Consider the following 23197-nt stretch of genomic DNA (forward strand, 5'->3'; position numbering starts at 1 on the left):
GTGGGAGTTGCGTTGGGGCAGTGGGTGTGCGGGCTCAGCCATGGGCGGGCTGGAGGAAGACGAAGACGTCGGTGTGCGCGACGGTGTGGCGCGTGTTGCCGGAGGGAGCCGGGGCGGGAGTCGCGGTGACGGTCTGCCCGGAGATGGGGGCGGCGATGATGTGCTGGAGGTAGAGCAGATCGGCGGCTTGGGCGGCGGCCACGACCGGACCGGCCGGGTCGAACAGGACCCCGGAGTCGCTGTGTCGGCAGCGGGAGAAAACGACCAGCAACCCACCCATCGCCAGCACCTCGGTCGCGAGCGCAGTGATGTGTTCGGCGGCGGCGATCGGGTCGAGGTGATCGGCGAGCAGGCTCGCGACGACCAGATCCACCGGCTCCTCGTGCAGGGTTCGGTCGGTGGGGGTGTCGAGTCCGTGGCGTCCCAGTTCACCGATCGTGGACAGGGCGGCGGCGGTGTCGGGCTCGACGATCCGCAACGCCCCTCGCGTGACAGGGGCGGGCCAACCCAGCAGCATCACTCGCGCGCCGGGTGCGGAGAATTCGGTGATCGTGTGGACCAGAGCCCGATCGGGCCAACGGTCAGCGGGGTCCAGCGGCTCGGACCCCAGCGCCCACAAGGTCGAGGGGACGCGCACGACGGTGGAGCTGGAACGGGGTCGGGACGTGGCGGGCATTGCGGCCTCCTGAGCGAGAGAGCGGTGTGTACTCGCTTACTTCCGCCAAAAAGCCGAAATCGGGACACAGTCACCCGATAATTTTTCTGAGAATTTCTTGAGGCCGAAAATCCTGCCCACCGGGACAGTTGTCCACCCAGTCGGTCGGGAACTTTTTTAAGTACTTTTTCGCCAGGTTGCCGACACTGTTCGATTGCTCTATCCAGACCCTATCTGAAACATATCCGGTTCATATCCTGGGGGTATCCGTGACTTCACAAACCTAGGTAGACACCTATATCCGCGCGGATATCCAGCAGCCCGGCGGTGGCGCGGCGAGCGATTGCGAAGCATTCGCCGACTCGCCCAGGATATGACTTGGATATGTTTCAGATATGGTTTGGGTGTTGTCAGGATATGGTTTGGATAGGTTTCGGTTATGGCCGCGAGGTGTCCTTGCGAGGTCGGAATTTCTCGACCGAACAAGGAGATCTGTAGTGACGAATTCACACGTCGCGACATATGCAGGACCGGGCGCAAAGCCGAGCTCGCCGCTTGCAGTGGTGTGGGCGGGCTTCGACCGGATCGCCGCCGAAACCATGCCCACCGAACCCCACCCGATGCCGACAGCACCACCCGACCCCGCCGACCCGGTGCGGACGTGGGGGCAGTTGCGTGAGCGGCTGTGGCATCCGGGCACCCCGATGGGAGAGGTCGACGCGATCTGGGTGTGGTTGCTGCAACGAGTCCGCGCCAACGACGACAACGCGATGCTCGTCTGCGCCGGGCTGGCCGCGCCGATGCTGTCGCGGACCGCCAGCGAGTGCGTCTCCTCCAACCACCCGGCCCGCCACGACATCGAGTCCGAAATCCTGACCGCGTTCCTGGCCCACCTCCCGCGCGTGGGGCTGGAGCAGCCGGGAGTCTGGCACCGATTGCGATGGGGCGCTTACCGTGCGGCGCTCGCGGCAGCAACTAGTCAGCGAACCGGCGCAACTGTCGTCGGCGACCTCGACCGTGACCTGGCTTCGCTGGGGGAGCGGGGCCAGGCGATGGTCTCGGGGCCGGGTCATCCCGAGACGGTGCTGGCCGATGCCATGGCCGCTGGAGTGATCTCCGCCGACGCTGCCGAACTCATCGCCGCGTCGCGGTGGGAGGGCCGGTCGCTGACCGCGCTGGCGGCCGAACGTGGTGTGTCGCTGTGGAAGCTGCGCAAGCAGCGCCCTCGCGCCGAACGCGCCCTGCTCGCGTGGCTGAACGACCGGGTCCGAGACCGAGATCCCGAGTGCAGCGGCCCGGTCGAAGCCGAGGCGGTGACCGCCCTCGCGCCCCCGGACCCGTCACCGCGGCGAGGTCGCCGGCCGAACCCACCCTCAGCGGTCCCGGCACTGTCGAGCACCGAGAACGGGCGGGTGGCGGCATGAACACCAACCGGGGACACGTCAACCAGACCACGCCACAGTCGGCTCGGCAGCATGGACGGCGTTGGCTGCGGGTGCTCGTGGTCGCGGCCACGAGCGCAGTCCTGCTGCTGATCGCCGGATCTGCCTCGGCGGCACCACCCCACACCGAGGTACTGGCCATCGCCTCGTCGTTGGGGGAGGTGATCGACAACGCCCGCAACTGGCTCGTCGGCATCCTGGCCGGACTGGCGACGTTGTTTCTGACCATCGCCGGAGCCCGCTACCTGCTCGGCGGCGGCGACCCCAGCGAGATCGAGAAGGCCAAAACCGCCTTCCGCGCCGCCTGCCTGGGCTTCGCGCTGGCGATGCTCGCACCGGTCATCGTCGCCGTGCTCAAGTCCATCATCGGAGCCTGACCGTGACCACCTCGGCCCAGGCACCACCCGCACTCGCGCGGCTCTCGCGGACAACGCGCATCGCTGCCGCCAGCGCAGCGGCCGTGCTCGCCGCGATCCTGATCGTGCTCACCAGTCCTGGCGGGGCAGCCGCCCAACCCGTCACCCCGACACCGGCTCCGCCGGTGACCACCGCACCGGCCACCCCCACGCCGTCAACCACTCCACCGGCCACGACAACCCCGCGCCGGTGGGTGACACCGCCCTCGACCACCGCCCCACCGACGACGACCGCGCCCGGCACGACAACGGCACCCGGCTCCGGTTCCGGTTCGGGGTCGGGGTCGGCGGAGTGCGGGGTCACCAACATCAACGGGTGTGTGGAGAACGCGGTCGATGGGTTCTTCCGCCGCATCGTGGAGACCTCGCTCAACCCGCTGCTCGAGCTGCTGTCGCAAACCCTGCTCACCACACCAGAACCCGGGCAGATCCCCGAGATCGGGGCTTTGTGGAACCAGTCGTGGCAGATCGTGCTCGCGCTCTACGTGCTGGTCGTGATGGCAGCCGGGGTGCTGTTGATGATGCGCGAGACGGTCCAAACCCAATGGTCGATCCGTGAACTCGCCCCCCGCTTGGTGATCGGGTTCGCGGCCGGGGGATTGAGCATGATGATCGCCACCGCCGCTATCGGTTTCGCCAACGCCCTCGCCGGTGCTCTCGCTGGGGACGGCGTCGACTCCAGAACGGCCGCTGACGCACTGACCGAGCTCGCGGTCACCGGACCGCAGAGCCAAACCATGCTGATGCTGCTACATCTGGCGTTGGCGGTGATGCTGCTCGTGCTGCTCATCTCCTACGTCATCCGAGTCACCATCACGATCCTGCTCATCGTGGGCGCGCCGTTGGCGTTGATGTGTCACGGGCTGCCCGGCCTCGACGGTGTCGCGCGCTGGTGGTGGCGCAGCTTCGCCGCCTGCTTGGCGATCCAGGTCGTGCAATCACTGACGCTGGTGACCGTCTTGCGGGTCCTGCTGACTCCCGGCGGGTGGCACCTGTTCGGCCCGAATGCGAACGAGATCGCCGATCTCACTGTCGCTTTGGCGTTGATGTTCGTGTTGATCAAGACCCCGATGTGGCTGTTGTCGGTGCTCAAGATCGGGCAAGGACGCAGCTTCCTCGGCTCGATCGTGCGTGGCTTCATCGCCTACAAAACCCTCGGGATGCTCAAAGGGGCCACCGCGAGCACCGCTCGCACCGCCGCGACGGGGGCATCGGCACGGCGAAACGCGCGACCCGTCCGCGCTCCACGAGCACCCCGCACCGCCGCCAGCAGTGGACCACCCGATCTGTACGCGCGGGTGCGATCGACACGCGACGGGCAGCTCATGCTTCCCCTGGAAGGAGTCCACCGCGTCGCCCGGCAACCCAGCCCGGCACCGGCCCAAGCGACCGGCACGCCACCGCCGCGCCCGAACCGTTCGGCGAGGGGACGACAGCTCGCGTTCGACTTCGCCCCGCCGGACCCGTACCGGGGCATCCGCGCCGGGACTGGTGGCCAGTACCCGCTCCCGATCCTGGTGCGGCGGGTCCGAACAACGCCCCCGCCTCCCGAGCTGTCGCCGCAGCGCCCTGGTCGCCGCGCAACACCGCAACAACTCGCCTTCGACTTCACCGAGCCCACCCCGCCCGACCCGTACGCGCGTGTTCGCCCGAACCGCAGCGGCCAGTACCCGCTCCCGTTCCCGGTCACCAGGGTCAAACCTGTTGCACCGCCGCCGAACCCGCCACAACTTCCCGGACCTGCGCGTCCGGCGGGTAGGCAGCTGCATTTGCCCATGCCGGATCTGCCCGTGCGCCGCCGTGCGCCCCGCGCCCCGAGAGGAGGAACTCTCCAATGAGCACCATCGTGCGTATTCCCGCCGACGTCGACCGCTCCGACCGGCTCGTGGGCCCGTTCACCGCCCGCCAGCTCGCCGTCCTCGCCATCACCGCCGTGCTGCTGTATTCAGCCTGGGCCGCCACGCGGTCCCTGTTGCCTTTGCCGGTGTTCGGTGGTGCCGCTGCCCTGGTGTTCGTCGTCGTCGCCGTCGCGGTGCTCACCCGCCGCGACGGCCTCTCGGCCGACCTGCTGCTCGTCGCGGCCATTCGTCACCGCCTGCGCCCACGCCATCTCATTCGATCACCCGGCAGTGGCACGCAGGCCCCAACACCGCGCTGGATGACATCGGGCATCAAAGGTCGACGTCCCTGTCTGCCGGTGCCCTCGGAACTGTCGGCGCATCAGGCCCGCTTGCCCGAGTCGGTGTCGGGCGGCGGCGGGGTCGGGGTGATCGACCTCGGCGCCGACGGCCTCGCCGCCATCGCGGTCGCAGGGACCCTCAACCTGAGCTTGCGGACCCCGGCCGAACAGGACAGCCTGGTCGGCCAGCTCGCGGGCTGGCTGCACACCCTGCGCCAACCCGTCCAGATCCTCATCCGCTCGGCCCGCCTCGACCTGACCGAACACATCACCGGCCTGCACTCCGCCGCCGCGCAGATGTCGGCCGACCTCGCCGCGGCAGCCCTCGATCACGCCGACCATCTCGCCGAGCTGGCCGCCCGGGAAGATCCGGTGCACCGGCAGGTGCTGCTCGTGTGGCGTGAACGCACCGAGACCCTGCCCACCAGCGGGCTGCGTGCCCGGTTACCCGGACAGCGCCGAGCCCGGTCCGCTCTTTCAGGTGGCGCGCGCCGTGCGGCTGAGTCCCGGCTGCTGCGCCGGATGAACGAGGCCGCCGATGTGCTGTCCCCGCTGGGGATCTCGGTGACCGCCCTCGACCACGACGCCGCCACCGCCGTGCTGGTCAGCTGCACCAACCCCGAGGGCTTGGTCTCGGCCGCCGCCGACATCGCCCCCGCCGACACGGTCATCACCACCGACCCCGAGAGGCGAACCCCGGACCCGTTCGCCGGGGACGGGCTCGACCGGTTCGCCCCGGAATCCCTGACGATCGGCACCAGGCATCTCGAGATCGGGTCCGACTGGAGTGCGACCCTCGCGGTCACCGGGTACCCGCGCGAGGTGACGGCCGGCTGGCTCGCGCCCCTGCTTTCCCACCCCGGCAGAGTCGAGGTCGCCGTCCACGTCGAGCCGGTCGACCCCGCCACCGCCGCCACCCGGCTGCGCCGCCAGCAGGCGCGCCTCGAATCCTCCCGGATGCACGATCTCGGGCGGGGCCGCCTGACTGATCCGCAGGTCGACGTTGCCGTCGAGGACGCCGCTGATCTGTCGGCCCGCGTTGCCCGGGCGGAGGCGCGCTTGTTCCGGGTCGGGGTGTATCTCACGGTGCACGCTGCCTCGGAATCCGAGCTGGCCGATGAGGTTGCCGCTGTGCGGGCGTTGGCGGCGAGTCTGCTGGTGGACACCTGCACCCTGTCCTACCGGGCGGCGCAGGCATGGGCGACGACTCTTCCTCTCGGGTTGGACCTGATCCGGGTCCAGCGGACCTTCGACACCACTGCCCTCGCCGCGGCATTCCCCTTCGACTCACCGCAGCTCCCTGCCGCCGATCCGGCCCAGGCCGACCGGCCCCAAGGCGTCCTCTACGGTCGCGACGCCGCCTCCGGGTTGTTGTTCGTGGACCGCTTCGGGGCTGAGGCCCACAACCACAACCTCGTCGTGCTGGGCCGCTCCGGTGCGGGCAAGTCGTACCTGGTGAAGACCGAGATTCTGCGGGCTCTGTATCGCGGGATCGAGCAGGTCATCATCGACCCCGAAGACGAATACCGGCGCCTGAGTGAGGCCGTGGGCGGCACCAACATCCGCCTCGGTGCACCCGGAGTTCGGCTCAATCCGTTCGACCTGGAAATCCACACCCGACCCGACGGGAGCCGCAGCGCCCCGACCGATGCGCTCACTCGGCGCAAACTGTTCTGCCACACCCTGATCCAGGTGCTGGTGGGGGACCAAACCGCGGCGCAACGGTCAGCGCTGGACGCTGCTCTCGCCGCTGCTTACACCGCCGCCGGGATCACCGACGACCCCGCCACCTGGACCCGGCCCGCGCCCACGCTGAGCGACCTGCGAGACCAGCTTGACCAGCTCGCCGTGCCCGCTGCCGTCGAGTTGGCTGCCGGGCTGCACCCCTACACCGGCGAGGGAGCCTATGCCGGGCTGATCGACGGGAACACCACCACCGAACCCGAGGGCGCGATGATCGTGTTCTCGCTACGGGAGCTGCCCGATGAAATGAAAACCATCGGCACGCTGCTGGTTTTGGACGCGACGTGGCGGAAAGTGTCGAACCCCGGTCATCGGCGGCCCCGCATGATCACCGTGGACGAGGCATGGCTGCTGCTGCGCGAGCCCGCCGGGGCGGCGTTCCTGTTCCGGGCCGCGAAGAGCTTCCGCAAGCACTGGGCCGGACTCACCGTCGCTACCCAGGACTGCGCGGATGTCTGCTCGACCGACCTCGGGCGCGCGATCATCTCCAACGCCGCCACCCAGATCCTGCTACGCCAAGCACCCCAGGCCATCGACGAGGTCGCTACCGCCTTCCACCTCTCTGACGGCGAGCAACAATTCCTGCTCTCCGCGGCTCGCGGTTCGGGACTGCTCGCGGTCGGCGGCACCGACCGCGCGGTGTTCGGGTCTTTGGCCTCGCCCACCGAGAACGCGCTCATCACCACTTCTCAGGAGTTCCTCGCATCGGTCGAGCATCACCACGAGAACTTCAGCAGGGTCGAGATCGTCACGACCGCTGCCGACACAGTGGCGACAGCCTGCAGAAGCGGCACCGGGGAAGGCGAGTATCAGAGCTTTCCTCGGATGGTGAATCGGCCACGCATTGAAGGTGAATTATGATGAATGTTTCGAGAGAGGCACCCGCCGCACTTCCTCTACCTCAATTCAACGATGAGCACGAGCCGACTGCTGACGCCCCTCACGTCGCAGTATCTACCCTTGACCACTCCGGCAAAGTCGCAGACCGTTCAGCGCTCCGACACCTCGGCTGGTGCCATGGACAACGTATCACTATGGTCATTACCGAGGGCATCGTCAAAATTGCCGAGAAAAGCGACGGTGGACAACTAATCGCAGCACACGGTTACTTGCGACTTCCAGCGGAGATACGAACTGGTGCGCGGATCAACCGCCATGACCGCATCCTCCTAATCGCGATCCGCGAGTCCCGAGCCCTGCTGATCTACCCGTCAATGCGTGCGGCCACAGCCTTGAGGTCCTTCACTCCGCTCGTCTGGCAACAGCGATGACGACCGGCGAGATCGAAGCAGCACGGCTACTGCTCGCCCGACTTGGGCTTCGCGCGGAAGACCTTCTCGGCGACAACGGAGCTCAGGATCGCTCAACTCCAACGTTCTCGGACTACATCCAACGTCTCGAATCTGCCTGCGCTTCAGGAACATTACGCACCTATGCACCCTATTGGCGTCGCATCGCGAACGCATGGGGAGACCGACAGATCACCGAACCATCCCCTCTCGAGATCAGGGAAATGATCGAACACTGCAAACGAGACGCGATCGTCCGGCGGAACTCCCGAGGAGGTCGCTCAGCCGCAGAGCATATGGTTGGTGCGCTCCGCGCGCTCTTCCGCCAAGCCCAGGCCGATGGCTACTTAACCGCCACCGACAACCCTGCCAACCGGATCGCCAAGCCGCGTCGGCTACCGAGTAATCGCCACGCGCTGTCCGGCAGTCTCCTTGCCGACATCGCGCGAGTTGTCGCCACCACGGGCAACGATCCCGACCTCGACACTCTTATTCTCCGTCTGCACATCGAAACTGCTTGCCGGCGAGGTGGTGCGCTTGCGCTGCGGCCGTGCGACCTCGACACGAAACAATGCCTCATCAAGCTCCGAGAAAAGGGAGACACGGTTCGCTGGCAACCCGTCACTCCATCATTGATGCAAGCGCTGACCCGCCACCGTCAGCGCGGATTCGCGCCTGACGAGCAACTGCTCCGATACCGAAACCGAAAGCCCATCACGGCGCGCCGCTACGACTACATCTGGACGAGAGTCGCGAAGCACCTACCTTCGGCAGCCTCCCAACAAGTCACCGCGCACTGGCTTCGTCACACCACGCTCACATGGGTCGAACGTCATCGCGGATACGCGGTCGCACGAGCGTTCGCCGGACACAACGATGGTGGTGTAGGAAATGCTGGTGTGACTCTCACCTATGTTCGTGCATCGCTATACGAAGTAGCCGAAGCGCTCACCGCGATGACCGGTGAACCGCACCCTCTGGTGAACGAAAGGGACATAGAGACAAGTCCTTTGGCTGCTTGAGTGGTACGCGAATCCGAACGGGCTGAAAGGCAGCCGAAACTCTCCGCCACTGACCACATGCCCCCGTACCTCCGGTCTATCGCTGGGGTGGCTGGATTATCAACCCGTCAATTGGGTGGCCCCGTCAGTTGCCAGTGGGTGCGGCTCGGCAGTCAGGACCGAAAGAGCTGCTGCTACCTCGTGGAGGTTCGCTTTGACGTATGTCGCGGTGGTGCCGCCGGTTTTGCCTGAGTGACCGGCGTATTCCCGTGCAACGGCGTAGCTGAAGGTGCGCTCGACCCAGGTCAGAGTGGTATGCCTCAGCCAGTGTGTCGTGACGCCTTGACTGGCGACCCACGGGAGTTCGAGTCCGATGCGGTGCCAGAGGTGGTCGTAGCGTCGATGGGTGATGGGCTTCCCGTTGCGGTATCGGAGTAGTTGCCCGGATTGAGGACTATGGCGCTCGCGGCCGTGGGCGACGAGGTGGCTCATCAGAGTCGGGGAGACCGGTTGCCAGCGGTCGGCTCCGTCCTTCTCGCGGAGGAAGACCAGGCACTGGGAGGTGTCGAGGTCGTGCGGGCGTAGTGCGAGGGCTCCGGCTCGGCGACAGGCAGTCTCGAGGTGAAGGCGCAGGATCAGAGAGTCCAGGTCGGGATCGTTGCCGGTGGTGGCGGCGACGCGGCAGATCTCGGTGAGTTGGTCGGCCGGGATCGCGTAGCGGTGGGATTTGCGGCGTACGGGGAACGCGAGTTGTCGAGCGGGGTTGTCGCCGGGACGGATCCATGCTCGATCTTCGGCGTACCGGTATACACAGCGGACGGTGGAGATGAAGTGCTCGACGGCGCTGGTGCCGCCGCGAGAGGCCCGGTTGGTGCGGGCTGTGGTGCGGATCGTGTGTGCCATGGCCTCCAGATCGGGCTTGGTGACCTCGTTCAGCCTGCGGTGGCCCCAGACCTCTTCGAGTCGGTTCAGATGGGTGCCATAGGTACGTCGCGTACCGGCTTCGAGGGTCACGCGGACCGCCGGGACGATTTCGGCGAACGTCGGTACCGATGCGGCAGGAGTCACCAGGTCCGCGGGCGACAGCCCCATCTGTGTGAGTAGAAGGCGCGCGGCGGCGATCGTGTCGCTCGTCGCGGCGACCGTGTTCGGGACGAACACGGGTCACCGGTCCAGGAGGGCGAGCTGGGTGGCCAAGACCCTGCCCGTCGTGGATGGCGGATGGATCAGGAGCTGTTTGCGACTGCGGCGTCCAGCGAGCAGGACACGCTGGCCGATCAGCAGGCCGACTCGGCGTCGCTGCCGGTACGGGATGCGGAAATAGCGGTCAGCGGTGACCTGGACCGGACCGTCGGCGGCTTCGCCGACGAGCAGGAGGTCATCGAGTGGGCGAAGCTCGAGGCGTGTCCCCGGCAGCCAGCCGAGGGTAGTCATCACGTGCCGGTCCAGGACTCTGCCCGCGTCGCCGACCGTCGATATGCCGTACAGCACGTCGTCGTCGGGGATCGGGTCGGGTCCCGGCGTCGTCGGCAGTGGGCCGCGGATCAGCTGTTCCAGTGGCGCCTGCGGGGGAATCAGCGGGGGGATCATCGCCGCCCCCGAGCGTGTACCGTGCGCGGTCCGTCAGGGGCAGGGATGGTGGATCCTGGCAGATCTGCCAGGAGTTCGTGCAGGTGGGTGCGCATTTCCCAGGTCACCTCCGTGTGTTCGAGTGCGCTCGAACACACGGCACGCAAATGCGGCAAATCTACCGTGAATCTGTGCGCGAGGGGGGACTTGAACCCCCACGTCCGTGGACACCAGAACCTAAATCTGGCGCGTCTGCCAATTTCGCCACTCGCGCTTGGTGGTACGACCGTGCAAACTCTACCGGCCTTCGCTGCGTTCCAGAAGTGAGTGTGGCGAGTGTCGTACTCGCCGGTAACCCTACCTGGGATTATAACGATTGGGTAACGCGCAATATGAGGAACGCTCATGTTTGTGTGTGTCGCGGTAACGGGCTTCAGCAGGGCGTTCAAACATGAGGGAGGGTCATGTTTGGCGCAGTTCTGGTACGGACGTACAGAAATACTGCGGGGTAGGGCCGGGGGTGGCGGGCAAACGTGAGGATTTCCTCATGATTCTGTGGAATCCTCGCCCCTATCAGGCCTAGCGGTCGACGAATGCCCGCGCACCCGAGCGAGCGGCGTGTCCACGAGGGCGTGTCGCCAGGAGAAGGAAGTCGAAGCGTCTTGACGATCAACGAGAGCACCGAGACCGGAGCCGGAGCGAGCGCGAAGGTGGTCAGGGCCGGGAAAGGCGCGGCCGCCGGGCGGTCGCCGCTGCTGGATCGTTTGCTGAACGGCACTCCGTACGCGCTGGCCTTCGGGGGGCAGGGCGCGCGGTGGCTCAGCGAACTCGAGGAGATCGGCCGCGACAGCGCGCTGGAGCCGGAGCTGACCGCGCTGGTCAACGAGGCCGCCGCGCTGCTGGAACCCGTTGCGCGCCAACTGCTGGTGGTGCGGCCGGTCGGGTTCGATCCGGTCGCCTGGATGCTCGAGGACGAGCTGGCCGACCCCGACGCCGACGAGCCCTCGGCCGCGCCGAGCGAGGACGTGCTGCGGTCGGCGGCGGTGTCGATGCCGGGCGTGCTGCTGACCCAGCTGGCCGCGCTGCGCGCGCTGAAGTTGCAGGGGCTGGACCCGGCCGAGCATGCGCCGGTCGCCGTCATCGGGCATTCGCAGGGTCTGCTGGCCGCGTCGGCGCTGCAGGGCGCGGGCGCCCGCGACGCCGAACTGCTGGCCATCGCGCAGATGATCGGCGCCGCCGCGGGGCTGGTGGCCCGGCGCCGCGGGCTGATGCCGGTGGGTGAGCGTTCGCCGATGGTCGCGGTGTCCAATGTCGATCCCGAGCAGTTGCGTGCGGTGGTCGAGGAGGTCGGCGCGGGCGTGGATCCCGCCGCCGCCGCGGTCATCTCGATCCGCAACGGGCGCAGGCGCGTGGTGCTGTCGGGCACTCCGGCGCAGCTGGATCGGGTGCGCCGGCGGTGCGCGCAGATCACCGACGGGCAGACCCGTGAGCGGGAGAAGAAGGCGCGCGGCGGCGCGGTGTTCGCCCCGGTCTTCGAGGACCTGCTGGTCGACGTCGCCTTCCATCACCCGGCGCTGGCCGAGACCGTCGAGCTGGTCGGCGGCTGGGCGACCCAGTGCGGCCTGGACGCCGAGCTGGCGGGCCGGCTGGCGCAGGAGATCCTGGTCGATCCGATCGACTGGGTGGGCACGGTGGACGCCACCGTCGCCGCGGGCGCGCAGTGGATCCTCGACCTCGGGCCCGGCGACCTGCTGACCCGCGTGACGGCGGGCACGCTCAAGGGCAGCGGCGTCGGCATCGTCGCGGCCGCCACCCGGGCGGGCCAGCGCAGCCTGCTCACCCCGGGCGCGGCGCCCGAACTGGCGCGCCCCTGGGCCGATTACGCCCCCAAGCCGGTGCGCCTGCCCAACGGCCGCATCGTGGTGGAGACCGCTTTCACCCGGCTCACCGGCCGCTCGCCGATCCTGCTCGCGGGCATGACGCCGACCACCGTCGACGCGAAAATCGTTGCCGCCGCGGCCAATGCGGGGCACTGGGCGGAGCTGGCCGGTGGCGGCCAGGTGACCGAGCAGATCTTCGCCGACCGAGTGGCCGAGCTGAAGACACTGCTGCACCCGGGGCGCTCGGTGCAGTTCAACTCGCTGTTCCTCGACCCCTACCTGTGGAAGCTGCAGCTGGGCGGCAAGCGGCTGGTGCAGAAGGCGCGCGCCGCGGGCGCCCCGTTCGACGGCGTCGTGGTCACCGCGGGTATCCCCGAGCTGGAGGAAGCCGTCGCGCTGATCCAGGAGCTCACCGAGGTCGGCATCACCCACGTGGCGTTCAAGCCGGGCACGGTCGCGCAGATCCGCGCCGTGCTCCGCATCGCCGACGAGGTGCCGGACTACCCGGTCATCATGCACATCGAGGGCGGCAAGGCCGGCGGCCACCACTCCTGGGAGGACCTGGACGACCTGCTGCTCGAGACCTACGCCGAACTGCGCAACCGCGACAACGTGGTGGTCTGCGTCGGCGGCGGCATCGGCACCCCGGAGCGGGCGCGCGAATACCTGACCGGGCAGTGGTCGGTGTCGCACGGTTACCCGGTGATGCCGCTGGACGGCGTGCTCGTCGGCACCGCGGCGATGGCGACCCTGGAGGCCACCACCGCGCCCGAGGTCAAGCAACTGCTGGTCGACACCCCCGGCACCCCCGACTGGGTCGGTGCGGGCACCGCCTCCGGCGGCATGGCCTCGGGCCGCAGCCAGCTGGGCGCCGACATCCACGAGATCGACAACGCCGCCTCGCGCACCGGCAGGCTGCTCGACGAGGTCGCCGGTGACGCCGAGGCCGTCGCCGCCCGCCGCGAGGAGATCATCGCGGCGCTGAACGCCACCGCCAAGCCGTATTTCGGCGACGTGGCCACCATGACCTACCTGGAGTGGCTGGAGCGTTACGTCGAGCTGGCCGTCGGCCTGGACCGGCGCAAGGACTTCGACTGCGGCAGCGACATCGGCGAGGCCATCCTCGACGCCACCCGCTCGGTGTGGCTGGACGTCACCTGGCGCGACCGGTTCGCGGAGATGGTGCGGCGCACCGAATCCCGCCTGCACCCGGCCGACCGCGGCGAGATCCCGACGCTGTTCGCCGACGACCAGGCCTTCGAGGACCCGGTCGCCGCGATCTGCACCCTGAAGAAGCAGTACCCGTCCGCCGAGCAGACCCTGCTGCACCCCGCCGACGTGCCGTTCTTCGTCTCGCTGTGCAAGACCCCGGGCAAGCCGGTCAATTTCGTGCCGGTCGTCGACGCCGACGTGCGCCGCTGGTGGCGCTCGGATTCGCTGTGGCAGGCGCACGATCCGCGCTACTCGGCCGACCAGGTGTGCGTCATCCCGGGCACCGTCTCGGTCGCGGGCATCACCCGCGTGGACGAGCCGGTCGGTGAACTCCTCGACCGATTCGAGCAGGACACCGCCTACGCCCTGGTGCGGGACGGCGTGGTGCCCGCCCCGGTCGACGCGCGCCGCGTCGCGGGCGTCACCAGCGGCCCGATCGATGCCGTGCTCGCCGCCCCCGACGTGGAATGGGCCGGGCGCACCACCGTCAACCCGGTGCACCGTCTCGGCGACCTCGCCGACTGGACCGTGGACGGCAAGGGCGCGGTGCACCCGCGCACCGGCGCCACCCTGGTCGAGACCACCGGCCCGGAGCCGGAGAACTCCTACGTCGAGCTGACCGTGCCGCTGCTCGGCCGTGACGCCGTGCGGATCCGGATCACCGTGCCGGTCTCGGTCTACAACGGCGGCGCCCCGGTGATCACCGAGGACGACGCCGAGACCGCGATGGCCGCGCTGCTCGCCGTCGCCGCCGGGCAGTCGCTGCCCGAGGTGAAGGGCAATGTCGCGCACGTGAACCTGGCCTGGACGCCGGACCTCATCGCCGACCACGCCGGTGTCACCGGCTCCGGTCTGCCCGCGGGCCTGAGCACGCTGGGCCGCACCGTGCCGGACGTGCTCGTCGGCGCCTGCTGGCCCGCGGTGTTCGCGGTGCTCGGCGCCACCCGCACCGGCGACGCGCGCTCGGTCATCGAGGGCATGCTCGACCTGGTGCACCTCGATCACCAGATCGAGCTGCTGCGCGAGCTGCCGGACCAGACCAGCATCCTGGTGGTGCGCGCCGAGTCGACCTCGGTGGTGGACACCGACATGGGCCGCGTGGTCGAGGTCGCCGTCACCGTCGGCGAGATGCGCGATCAGGGCCTGGACGTGGTGCCGCTGGCGAAGCTGACCGAACGGTTCGCGATCCGCGGCCGCAACGGCGCGGGCGAGCTGTCGGATCCGCCGCGGGCCGCGGGCACCGCTGCCGACGCGGTGGACACCCCGCGTCGCCGCCGCCGTGACGTCACGCTGGTCGCTCCGCGCGCGATGCACGCCTTCGCCGCGGTCTCCGGTGATCACAACCCGATCCACACCAGCGACAACGCCGCGAAGCTGGCCGGGCTGGGCGGGCCGATCGTGCACGGGATGTGGCTGTCGGCCGCCGCCCAGCACGCCGTCTCCGCGGTGGACCCGAGCGCGTCCGTGCCCGCACGCACGTTGACCGCGTGGACCACCCGCTTCCTGGGCATGGTCCGCCCCGGCGCCGAGATCGACGTGCGCGTCGAGCGCGTCGCGGTGGACGCGGGCAGCGAGATCGTCGAGGTCTCCTGCCGCACCGGCGGTGATCTGGTGATGACGGCGACCGGCCGCACCCGTGCGCCCAAGACCGTCTACGCCTTCCCCGGCCAGGGCATCCAGCGCAAGGGCATGGGCCTGGACGCCCGCACCCGCTCCAAGGCCGCCAAGGAGATCTGGGACCGCGCCGACAAGCACACCCGCGAGGCACTGGGCTTCTCCATCCTGGCCGTGGTGCGCGACAACCCGACCTACCTCAAGGCGCGCGGCGTCGAGCACCGGCACCCGGACGGCGTGCTGCACCTGACCCAGTTCACCCAGGTCGCGATGGCCACCCTCGGCGTCGCGCAGGTCGCGGAACTGCGCGAGGCGGGCGCCTTCGTGGAGGGCGCCATGCTGGCCGGGCACTCGGTGGGTGAGTACAATGCGCTGGCCGCCGTGGCGGGCGTGCTGCCGCTCGAGGCGGTGCTCGAGGTGGTGTTCCAGCGCGGCTCGGCGATGCACGCGCTGGTGCCCCGGGATGCCCAGGGCCGCAGCAACTACCGCATGGCCGCCATCCGCCCCTCGCAGATCGGGCTGCCCGACGACGAGGTGGTCGGCTTCGTGCAGGGCATCGCCGAGCAGACCGGCGAATTCCTCGAGGTGGTGAACCTCAACCTGCGCGGCTCCCAGTACGCCATCGCGGGCACGGTCGCTGGCCTGGAGGCGCTCGAGGCCGAAATCGACCGCCGCCGGGCCGAATTCGGCGGCAAGCGGGCCTTCGTGCTGGTGCCCGGCATCGACGTGCCGTTCCACTCCACCGTGCTGCGCAAGGGCGTGCCGGAGTTCCGGTCCAAGCTCGAGCAGCTGCTGCCGCAGGACCTGCACCCGGAGGTGCTGGTCGGGCGCTACATCCCGAACCTGGTGCCCAAGCCGTTCTCGCTGGAGCGCGAATTCGTCGCCGAGATCGCCGATCTGGTGCCCTCGGAGCCGCTGGCCGCGGTGCTCGCCGACTTCGACTCCTGGGCGGCGCGGCCGACCGAGCTGTGCCGTGTGGTGCTCATCGAGCTGCTGGCCTGGCAGTTCGCCAGCCCGGTGCGCTGGATCGAGACCCAGGACCTGCTGTTCACCGACACCGCGCACGGCGGTCTCGGCGTCGAGCGGTTCGTCGAGATCGGCCTCGGCGCGACCCCGACCGTGGCGAACCTGGCCAGCCAGACGCTGAAGCTGCCCGCCTTCGGCTCGGCCACCGTCGAGGTGCTCAACATCGAGCGCGAAGCCGCGATCGTCTACTCCACCGACACCGATCCCGCGCCGGTCGACGAGCCGGCGGAGGCGCCGGCCGCGAGCGCCGCTCCGGCCGCCGAGCAGGCCGCGCCCGTCGCGGCGCCCGCCCCGGTGGCCGGCTCGGGTGGCCCGCGCCCCGACGACATCGCCTTCACCGCCGCCGACGCCACCCGGGTGCTCATCGCCCTGTGGACGAAGCTGCGGCTGGATCAGATCGGCCCGGTGGACACCATCGAGGGCCTGTGCGACGGCGTGTCCTCGCGGCGCAACCAGCTGCTGGTCGACCTCGGCTCGGAGCTCTCGCTCGGCGCCATCGACGGCGCCGCGGACGCGGACATGGGCGCGCTGTCGGCCACCGTCGACCGCCTCGCCCGCACCTACAAGCCGTTCGGTTCGGTGCTCTCCGACGCCATCGGCGATCACCTGCGCAAGGTCTTCGGCCCGTCCGGCAAGCGGCCCGCCGCCATCGCCGAGCGCGTGAAGAAGGTCTGGGAGCTCGGTGACGGCTGGGCCAGTCACGTCACCGCCGAGGTCTCGCTGGGCACCCGCGAGGGCGCCAGCGTGCGCGGCGGCGACCTGGGCGGCCTGGTGTCCGGCCCGCTCAACGACGGCGCCGCGGTGGACGCCGCCATCGACGCCGCCGTGCAGGCCGTGGCCGCCCGGCGCGGTATCAACGTGACGCTGCCCGCGAGCGGCGGGGGCGGCGGCGCGACCGTCGACGCGGCCGCGCTCGGCGAGTTCACCGAGCAGATCACCGGCCGTGACGGCGTGCTCGCCTCGGCGGCGCGGGTCATCCTCGAGCATCTGGGGCTGGGCGATCGCGCCTCGGCGCCGGAGGCGACCGACGACTCGCTGGTCGACCTGGTCTCCGCCGAACTCGGTGCGGATTGGCCGCGGATGGTGGCCCCGGCGTTCGACGCCCGCAAGGCCGTGCTGATCGACGACCGCTGGGCCAGCGCCCGCGAGGATCTGGCCCGGCTGTGGCTCATCGACGACGCCGCCGCGGCCGCGCAGCAGGTCGACGGCTTCCTCGGGTCGGGCGACGCCGTTGCCGCGCAGGCGGTTTGGTGGCGCGAGCGCGCCAAGGGCGAGGCACGTTCCGTGCTGGCCGGCCTCTACGAGCGCATCGCCGAGGCGGCGCGGCAGACCGAGGAGCCGGGGCAGTGGTCCGGCGACGTCGCCGTGATCACCGGCGCCAGCAAGGGTTCCATCGCGGCGGCGGTCACCGGGCGGCTGCTCGGCGGCGGCGCGACCGTGGTGGTCACCACCTCGAGCCTGAACGACGAGCGGCTCGGCTTCTACAAGCAGCTCTACCGCGAGCACGCCCGCGCGGGCGCCGCGCTGTGGGTGCTGCCGGCGAACATGGCCTCCTACCAGGACGTCGACGCGCTCATCGAATGGGTCGGCAGCGAGCAGGTCGACAACGCGGGCGGCGCCAAGATCAAGATCAAGGACGCCATGACGCCCACCCTGCTGCTGCCGTTCGCGGCGCCGCGGGTGGCCGGTGACCTCGCCGACGCGGGCGCGCGCGCCGAGCTGGAGATGCGCGTGCTGCTGTGGTCGGTCGAGCGGCTGATCGGCGGGCTGTCCCAGCTCGGCGCCGACCACGACGTCGACGCCTCGCTGCACGTGGTGCTGCCGGGCTCGCCCAACCGGGGCATGTTCGGCGGCGACGGCGCCTACGGCGAGTCCAAGGCCGCGCTGGACGCGGTCATCGCCAAGTGGCGGTCGGAGAAGTCCTGGTCCAAGCGGGTCACCCTGGTGCACGCGCTGATCGGCTGGGTGCGCGGCACCGGGTTGATGGGCCACAACGATCCGATGGTCGAGGCGGTCGAGAAGGCGGGTGTGCAGACCTGGTCGACCACCGAGATGGCCGACGAACTGCTCAAGTGGTGCACCGCGCGGGCACGTCAGGTGACCGCGGCCGGTCCCCAGCAGATCGACCTGACCGGCGGGCTCGCCCGGGCCAAGCTGGACCTGCCCGAGCTGGCCAAGCAGGCGCAGGAGGCGGCGGCCGCCGCGGCCGAGGACGCCGCGGCCGAGGCGACCATCCCGGCGCTGCCCGCGCCGCCCACCGCCACCTCGGCTCTGCCGGTGCCCGAATGGGGCGAGGTGAGCGCCGATCTCGACGACATGGTCGTCATCGTCGGCGCGGCCGAGCTGGGCCCGTACGGCTCCTCGCGCACCCGCTTCGAGATGGAGGTCTCCGACGAGCTCTCCGCCGCGGGCGTGCTGGAGCTGGCCTGGACCACCGGCCTGGTGAAGTGGGAGAACGACCCGAAGCCGGGGTGGTACGACGCGGAATCCGGCGAGTACGTGCCCGAGCACGAACTGGCCGAGCGCTACCACGACACCGTGGTCGCCCGCTGCGGCATCCGCCGCTACGAGGACGACGCGGCCATGGTCGACAACAGCGCGCCGCTGATGACCTCGGTGTTCCTCGACCGCGACCTGACCTTCACGGTCGGCGGCGAGGCCGAGGCGCGCGCCTTCCACGCCGCCGACCCCGAGCACACCGTCATCGCGCCGGTGCCGGATTCCGGCGACTGGCAGGTGACCCGCAAGGCGGGCACCGAGATCCGGGTGCCGCGCAAGGCGAAGCTCTCGCGCACCGTCGGCGGGCAGATCCCCACCGGCTGGGATCCGACGGTCTGGGGCATCTCGGCCGACATGGCCGGATCGGTGGACCGGGTCGCGCTGTGGAACATCGCCTGCACGGTGGACGCGTTCATCGGCTCCGGGTTCAGCCCGGCCGAGCTGATGCAGTGGGTGCACCCCAGCCTGGTGGCCAACACCCAGGGCACCGGCATGGGCGGTATGTCCTCGATGCGCTCGCTCTACGTCGACAACCTGCTCGGCGAGCCGCGCCCGAACGACATCCTGCAGGAGGCGCTGCCCAACGTGGCGCTGGCGCACGTCGTGCAGTCCTACGTCGGCAGCTACGGCGCGATGGTGCACCCGGTCGCGGCCTGCGCCACGGCCGCGGTCTCGGTCGAGGAAGGCGTGGACAAGATCCGGCTCGGCAAGGCCGACGTGGTGGTCGCCGGCGGCTACGACGACCTCGGCATCGAGGGCATCGTCGGCTTCGGTGACATGTCGGCCACCGCGGACTCGGCGGCCATGCGCGCCAAGGGCATCAGCGACCGGTACTTCTCCCGCGCCAACGACCGCCGTCGCGGCGGCTTCGTGGAATCGCAGGGCGGCGGCACCGTGCTGCTGGCCCGCGGTTCGGTGGCGCTGGAGATGGGCCTGCCGGTGCTCGGCGTGGTGGCCTACGCCCAGTCCTTCGCCGACGGCGTGCACACCTCGATCCCGGCGCCCGGCCTCGGCGCGCTCGGCGCGGGCCGCGGCGGCCGCGAGTCCCGCTTCGCCGCGGAACTGCGCAAGCTCGGTGTCGCGCCGGACGAGATCGCGGTGATCTCCAAGCACGACACCTCGACCGCGGCCAACGACCCGAACGAGTCGGAGCTGCACGAGCGGCTGGCCGCCGCGATCGGCCGCTCTGCGGGCGCCCCGCTGTTCGTCGTCTCGCAGAAGAGCCTGACCGGGCACGCCAAGGGTGGTGCCGCCGCGTTCCAGCTGATCGGCCTGTGCCAGGTGCTGGAAACCGGTGTGGTGCCGCCGAACCGGAGCCTGGACTGCGTGGACGAGAAGATGCGCGAGTACCCGCATCTGGTGTGGCTGCGCGAGGCGCTGCGCTTCGGTGACCGGTTCCCGCTCAAGGCGGGCCTGGTGACCTCGCTCGGCTTCGGTCACGTGTCGGGTCTGCTCGCGGTGGTGCATCCGCAGGCCTTCATCCAGGCCATCGAGCCGGGACGGCGTGAGGAGTACCAGCAGCGGGCCCAGCAGCGTCAGCTGGCCGGGCGGCAGCGCATCGCCGAGGCCATGTGCGGCGGCGCCCCGCTCTACGAGCGCCCGGTCGACCGCAGGCTCGGCGGCGACGGCACGCCCGCCACGCGCGTGCGTCAGCTCGAGGCCGACGTGCTGCTCTCGCCGCAGGCACGCCTCGGCGTGGACGGCACCTACCGCACCGACGGCTCCGGTTGCGGCACCGGTGCGGTGATCGTCGGCCGGCTCACCGGCGAGCAGGGCTGACCACAGGGAAGCCGGATCGTCCCCGATGCGGGGGACGATCCGGCTTCTCGCGTGTCCGTCAACCAGTACGCTGCACGGCAGTCGTTCGTCGAACGACGCGACCGCTCGACATGCGGTCTGCCGAACGGGAGTGCGGTCACCGCCGGTGCCCGCACGCCGAGTGATGAGGGAGCTGCGACGCTGTGACCATCCTGGGGATCGGCCTGGACCTGGTGACCATCTCCGAGTTCGCCGAACAGCTCGAGCGCACCGGCACCACCATGCTGCGGGAGAGTTTCACCGCGGGGGAGCGCCGGTACTGCCAGAGCAAGGGCACCGACCCGGCCCGCAGTTACGCCGCGCGCTGGGCGGCCAAGGAGGCCGTGCTCAAGGCGTGGGCCTCCTCGCGATTCGCGCGCAGGCCGCAGATCGGTGACAACCCCTATCCGCTGATCGAGGTCGTCAACGACGCCTGGGGCCGCCCCAGCATCAAATTGCACGGTCTGGCCGCGGAATTCCTGCCGCGGGTGCGGGTGCACCTGTCGTTGACCCACGACGGCGACACCGCCGCCGCGATGGTGGTGCTCGAGGATCCGGGCGAGCTGGCCGATCTCATCGAGGGCCGCGAAGCGACACCGTGACCGGCTGCCGGGGTGGCCGGCGCCGATCGACCTAGCGGCCGCCGCCGGTGCGCGATTCCTTCTCGGCGACAAGCAGATACGCCACCATCAGGCGCTTGAGCTCGGCGACGGCGTCGGCGTGCGACTGCTCGTCCTGCACCGAGAAGTTCAGCATCGAATAGACGACGTGCACGAGCACCTCGGCCATCATGGTGCGCCGCGCCCGCGGCGTGCGGGGCGTGAGTGGGCGCAGCATCTGGGAGACGACCTCGGCGAACTCCTTCTCGTGGATGGCGCCGGTGGCCCGGGTGGAGGGTGTGGACTGCATCGCCAGCCACACCTCCCGGCGGGACGGGTCGGTCATCCACAGGTTCGCCAGGTGGTCGACGAACTGGTTCATGTGCCGCAGCCAGTCCAGTGACGGGATCTCGCCGTGGAAGTCGGCGAGTTCCTGCGAGACGGCGACCAGATCTTGGCGATTGAGTTCGCAGACGATGACGTACTTGTTGGCGAAGAACTGGTAGAGCGTGCCGATCGGCACCTCCGCGCGGGCGGCCACCTCTTCACAGGTGAACGACTCGAACCCGACCTCGACCAGCAGTTCCCGGGAGGCCTGGAGCAGCGCGTCGAACTTGCGCTTGCTGCGTTCCTGGGTCGGACGGCGGCGCGGCATCAGCTCCCGCGGGTCGTCCTGCATCTCCAACGCGGGGTCAAGGTGACGCTTCTTCGGCTTCGCCCTGGCCTGCGCTTGCACTTCCACGCGTCCAGGCTAGCGGTACCGCCGCCGTACCGACACGCCCGCTCCGTGCGCGGGTCGCGTTTCGGTCACTTTTCACCACCCATCCGCGCCGCGACCGGTACCGAACACATAACCGAACAGGCGTGGATTCGGCGCCGGGACCCGCGGGTGGTGCAGCGCGGGTGGCATGTGCGGGTGGTGCCGCGCGCCGAACGCGAGCATACGTGGATCCGGCAGGTCTCTGTGATGGGGAAGGCGGGTGTGGTGGCTCGATACGTGGTGACTCTCGGCGCGTCGATCGAACGGGGCGCGGTGCAGGCCGTGGCGCTGACCGATGCCGGGGCGCGGCTACCCCAGCGGGTGCTCGCGCACACGGTGGTGCCCGCGGGAACGACTCCGGCCGAACTCGCGGCGGCGGTGTCCGCGGCCCTGGACGCGGTGGCCGCCGCGGTCGCGGAGACCGGGCCCGACACCGGCGCGATCGCCGGGGCGGCGGTGGTCTATCGGGAGCCCGCGCAGCGCCGCGCGGTGGTCTCCGAACTGGCGGACGGGCCGTGGCACGGCGCGTCGCTGGTGTCGGCCACCTCCGCGCATCTGCGGGTGGCGGCGGCGATGGCGTGGCTTGCCGAGTTCGACGATCTGCTGGTGTGCGACGTGGTGCCGGGCTACCAGGCGTTCACGCTCGTGGACGCGGCGCGCAGCCGGGTGCTGGCCGCGGTTTCGCGGCCGGGCTCGCCCGCCACGCTGGCCGAGGCGGTGCGCGCGGCCAGGGATCAGATCGAGGCGGCGGGTGCGCGCCCGGACGCCGTGGTGCTCGTGGGCTCGACCGCCGACGATCCCGCGGTGCGCGCGGCCGCCGACGGATTCGGCGCGCCCGTGCTGCCGTGCCCGATCGCGCCCGAGGCGACCGCGGTCGGCGCGGCGCTGTGGGTGATGGACGACGTGGTGGGTCTCGCGGACACGAGCAGGCCGGCCCGCGGCAGGCCGGCGCCCGCCGTATTGACGGCGGCGGGTGCGCTGGCGTGCGGTCTGGTGACCGCGGGGGTGTACGTCAGCAGCGGGATGTGGACCGGCGTGCCCGCGGTCACCGACGACACCCGTGTCACCGCGGGCGGGCAGGCGTTCGCCCCACCCCGTCCCGGCGGCCCGGGCGGCGGTGCCACGCTCGCGCCGGGCGCCTCCGCGCCCGAGGGCGGGCCTGCCGGTCCGGTCGCCGGTGAGCATCGGGCGCCGAGCTTCCGGCCGTCACCGGCCGCCGCGGTCGACACCGAGGTGGAGTTGTTCGGATACGGGAAACCGTTGGGCCGGTGGGGCGAACAGGCGCCCCTGCCGTTGCAGCCCGCCGAGGCCACCCCGGCGCAGGATCTGCCGTCCGGTCCGGTGCCCGGTACCGGCGTGCCCACCCGTCCGGCCATCGGCAACCCCGACGCGACCCTGATGTTCCCGGGGGAGGCGCCGCCGCCCGCCCCCTTCACCCCCGAGTTCTACGACTGGTGGGACAACCACATCCGGCTGATCGCGCGGTGGGCGACCCAGCAGTTCCTCGGCGCCTGAG

General features: G+C 70.1%; 12 protein-coding genes and 1 tRNA gene. 8 read left to right on the plus strand and 5 right to left on the minus strand.

Features of this window, described 5'->3' with window-relative positions; genetic code table 11:
* Positions 1 to 34: 34 nt before the first annotated feature.
* A complete protein-coding gene (locus CRM89_RS28810) occupies positions 35 to 676 on the minus strand; it encodes a hypothetical protein (RefSeq protein ID WP_127516372.1) in 642 nt (213 codons plus the stop codon).
* A gap of 476 nt (positions 677 to 1152) precedes the next feature.
* Between CRM89_RS28810 and CRM89_RS28815 the strand changes: the two genes are divergently transcribed.
* From CRM89_RS28815 to xerC, 5 genes are all read left to right on the plus strand, one after another.
* Positions 1153 to 2079 (plus strand): hypothetical protein, encoded by a 927-nt coding sequence (locus CRM89_RS28815; RefSeq protein WP_127516374.1) that lies wholly within the window; start codon positions 1153 to 1155, stop codon positions 2077 to 2079.
* On the plus strand, positions 2076 to 2474 hold the full coding sequence (locus tag CRM89_RS28820) for a pilin (RefSeq protein WP_253805115.1): 399 nt from the start codon (positions 2076 to 2078) through the stop codon (positions 2472 to 2474). The genes CRM89_RS28815 and CRM89_RS28820 overlap by 4 nt, the downstream gene beginning before the upstream one ends.
* Before the next feature lie 2 nt (positions 2475 to 2476).
* Positions 2477 to 4351, plus strand: a complete 1875-nt coding sequence (locus tag CRM89_RS28830; protein ID WP_127516376.1) for a conjugal transfer protein TrbL family protein — start codon at positions 2477 to 2479, stop codon at positions 4349 to 4351.
* Complete coding sequence (locus CRM89_RS28835; protein WP_098086792.1) at positions 4348 to 7296, plus strand: PrgI family protein; 2949 nt, start codon at positions 4348 to 4350, stop codon at positions 7294 to 7296. Before CRM89_RS28830 ends, CRM89_RS28835 begins: the two co-directional genes overlap by 4 nt.
* Positions 7297 to 7702: 406 nt before the next feature.
* The gene (gene xerC, locus CRM89_RS28840; RefSeq protein ID WP_098086793.1) at positions 7703 to 8746 is read left to right on the plus strand and encodes a tyrosine recombinase XerC; all 1044 of its coding nucleotides are present in this window, start codon (positions 7703 to 7705) and stop codon (positions 8744 to 8746) included.
* Positions 8747 to 8845: 99 nt separating this feature from the next.
* On the opposite strand, the gene CRM89_RS28845 is transcribed toward xerC, so the two are convergent.
* The 3 genes from CRM89_RS28845 to CRM89_RS28855 form a co-directional block, all read right to left on the minus strand.
* On the minus strand, positions 8846 to 9886 hold the full coding sequence (locus CRM89_RS28845; RefSeq protein WP_253805117.1) for a site-specific integrase: 1041 nt from the start codon (positions 9884 to 9886) through the stop codon (positions 8846 to 8848).
* 3 nt (positions 9887 to 9889) lie between these two features.
* Positions 9890 to 10315, minus strand: coding sequence for a hypothetical protein (locus tag CRM89_RS28850; RefSeq protein WP_098086794.1), 426 nt, complete (start codon positions 10313 to 10315; stop codon positions 9890 to 9892).
* 171 nt (positions 10316 to 10486) lie between these two features.
* Positions 10487 to 10568 (minus strand) — tRNA-Leu (locus CRM89_RS28855).
* A 388-nt stretch (positions 10569 to 10956) separates the two neighbouring features.
* On the opposite strand from CRM89_RS28855, the gene CRM89_RS28860 reads away from it, so the two are divergent.
* Positions 10957 to 20304, plus strand: a complete 9348-nt coding sequence (locus tag CRM89_RS28860; protein ID WP_098086795.1) for a type I polyketide synthase — start codon at positions 10957 to 10959, stop codon at positions 20302 to 20304.
* Between the two features lie 182 nt (positions 20305 to 20486).
* Entirely contained in the window at positions 20487 to 20924 is a 438-nt protein-coding gene (locus CRM89_RS28865) for a holo-ACP synthase (RefSeq protein WP_011207788.1), read from the plus strand.
* A gap of 31 nt (positions 20925 to 20955) precedes the next feature.
* On the opposite strand, the gene CRM89_RS28870 is transcribed toward CRM89_RS28865, so the two are convergent.
* Positions 20956 to 21600: a TetR/AcrR family transcriptional regulator gene (locus CRM89_RS28870; RefSeq protein ID WP_041559915.1), complete on the minus strand. Its 645-nt coding sequence runs from the start codon at positions 21598 to 21600 to the stop codon at positions 20956 to 20958.
* 306 nt (positions 21601 to 21906) lie between these two features.
* On the opposite strand from CRM89_RS28870, the gene CRM89_RS28875 reads away from it, so the two are divergent.
* Complete coding sequence (locus tag CRM89_RS28875) at positions 21907 to 23196, plus strand: hypothetical protein (protein WP_127516378.1); 1290 nt, start codon at positions 21907 to 21909, stop codon at positions 23194 to 23196.
* Position 23197: the final 1 nt, after the last annotated feature.

It is taken from the genome of Nocardia sp. FDAARGOS_372, assembly GCF_002554515.1.
Taxonomy (GTDB): Bacteria; Actinomycetota; Actinomycetes; order Mycobacteriales; family Mycobacteriaceae; genus Nocardia; species Nocardia farcinica.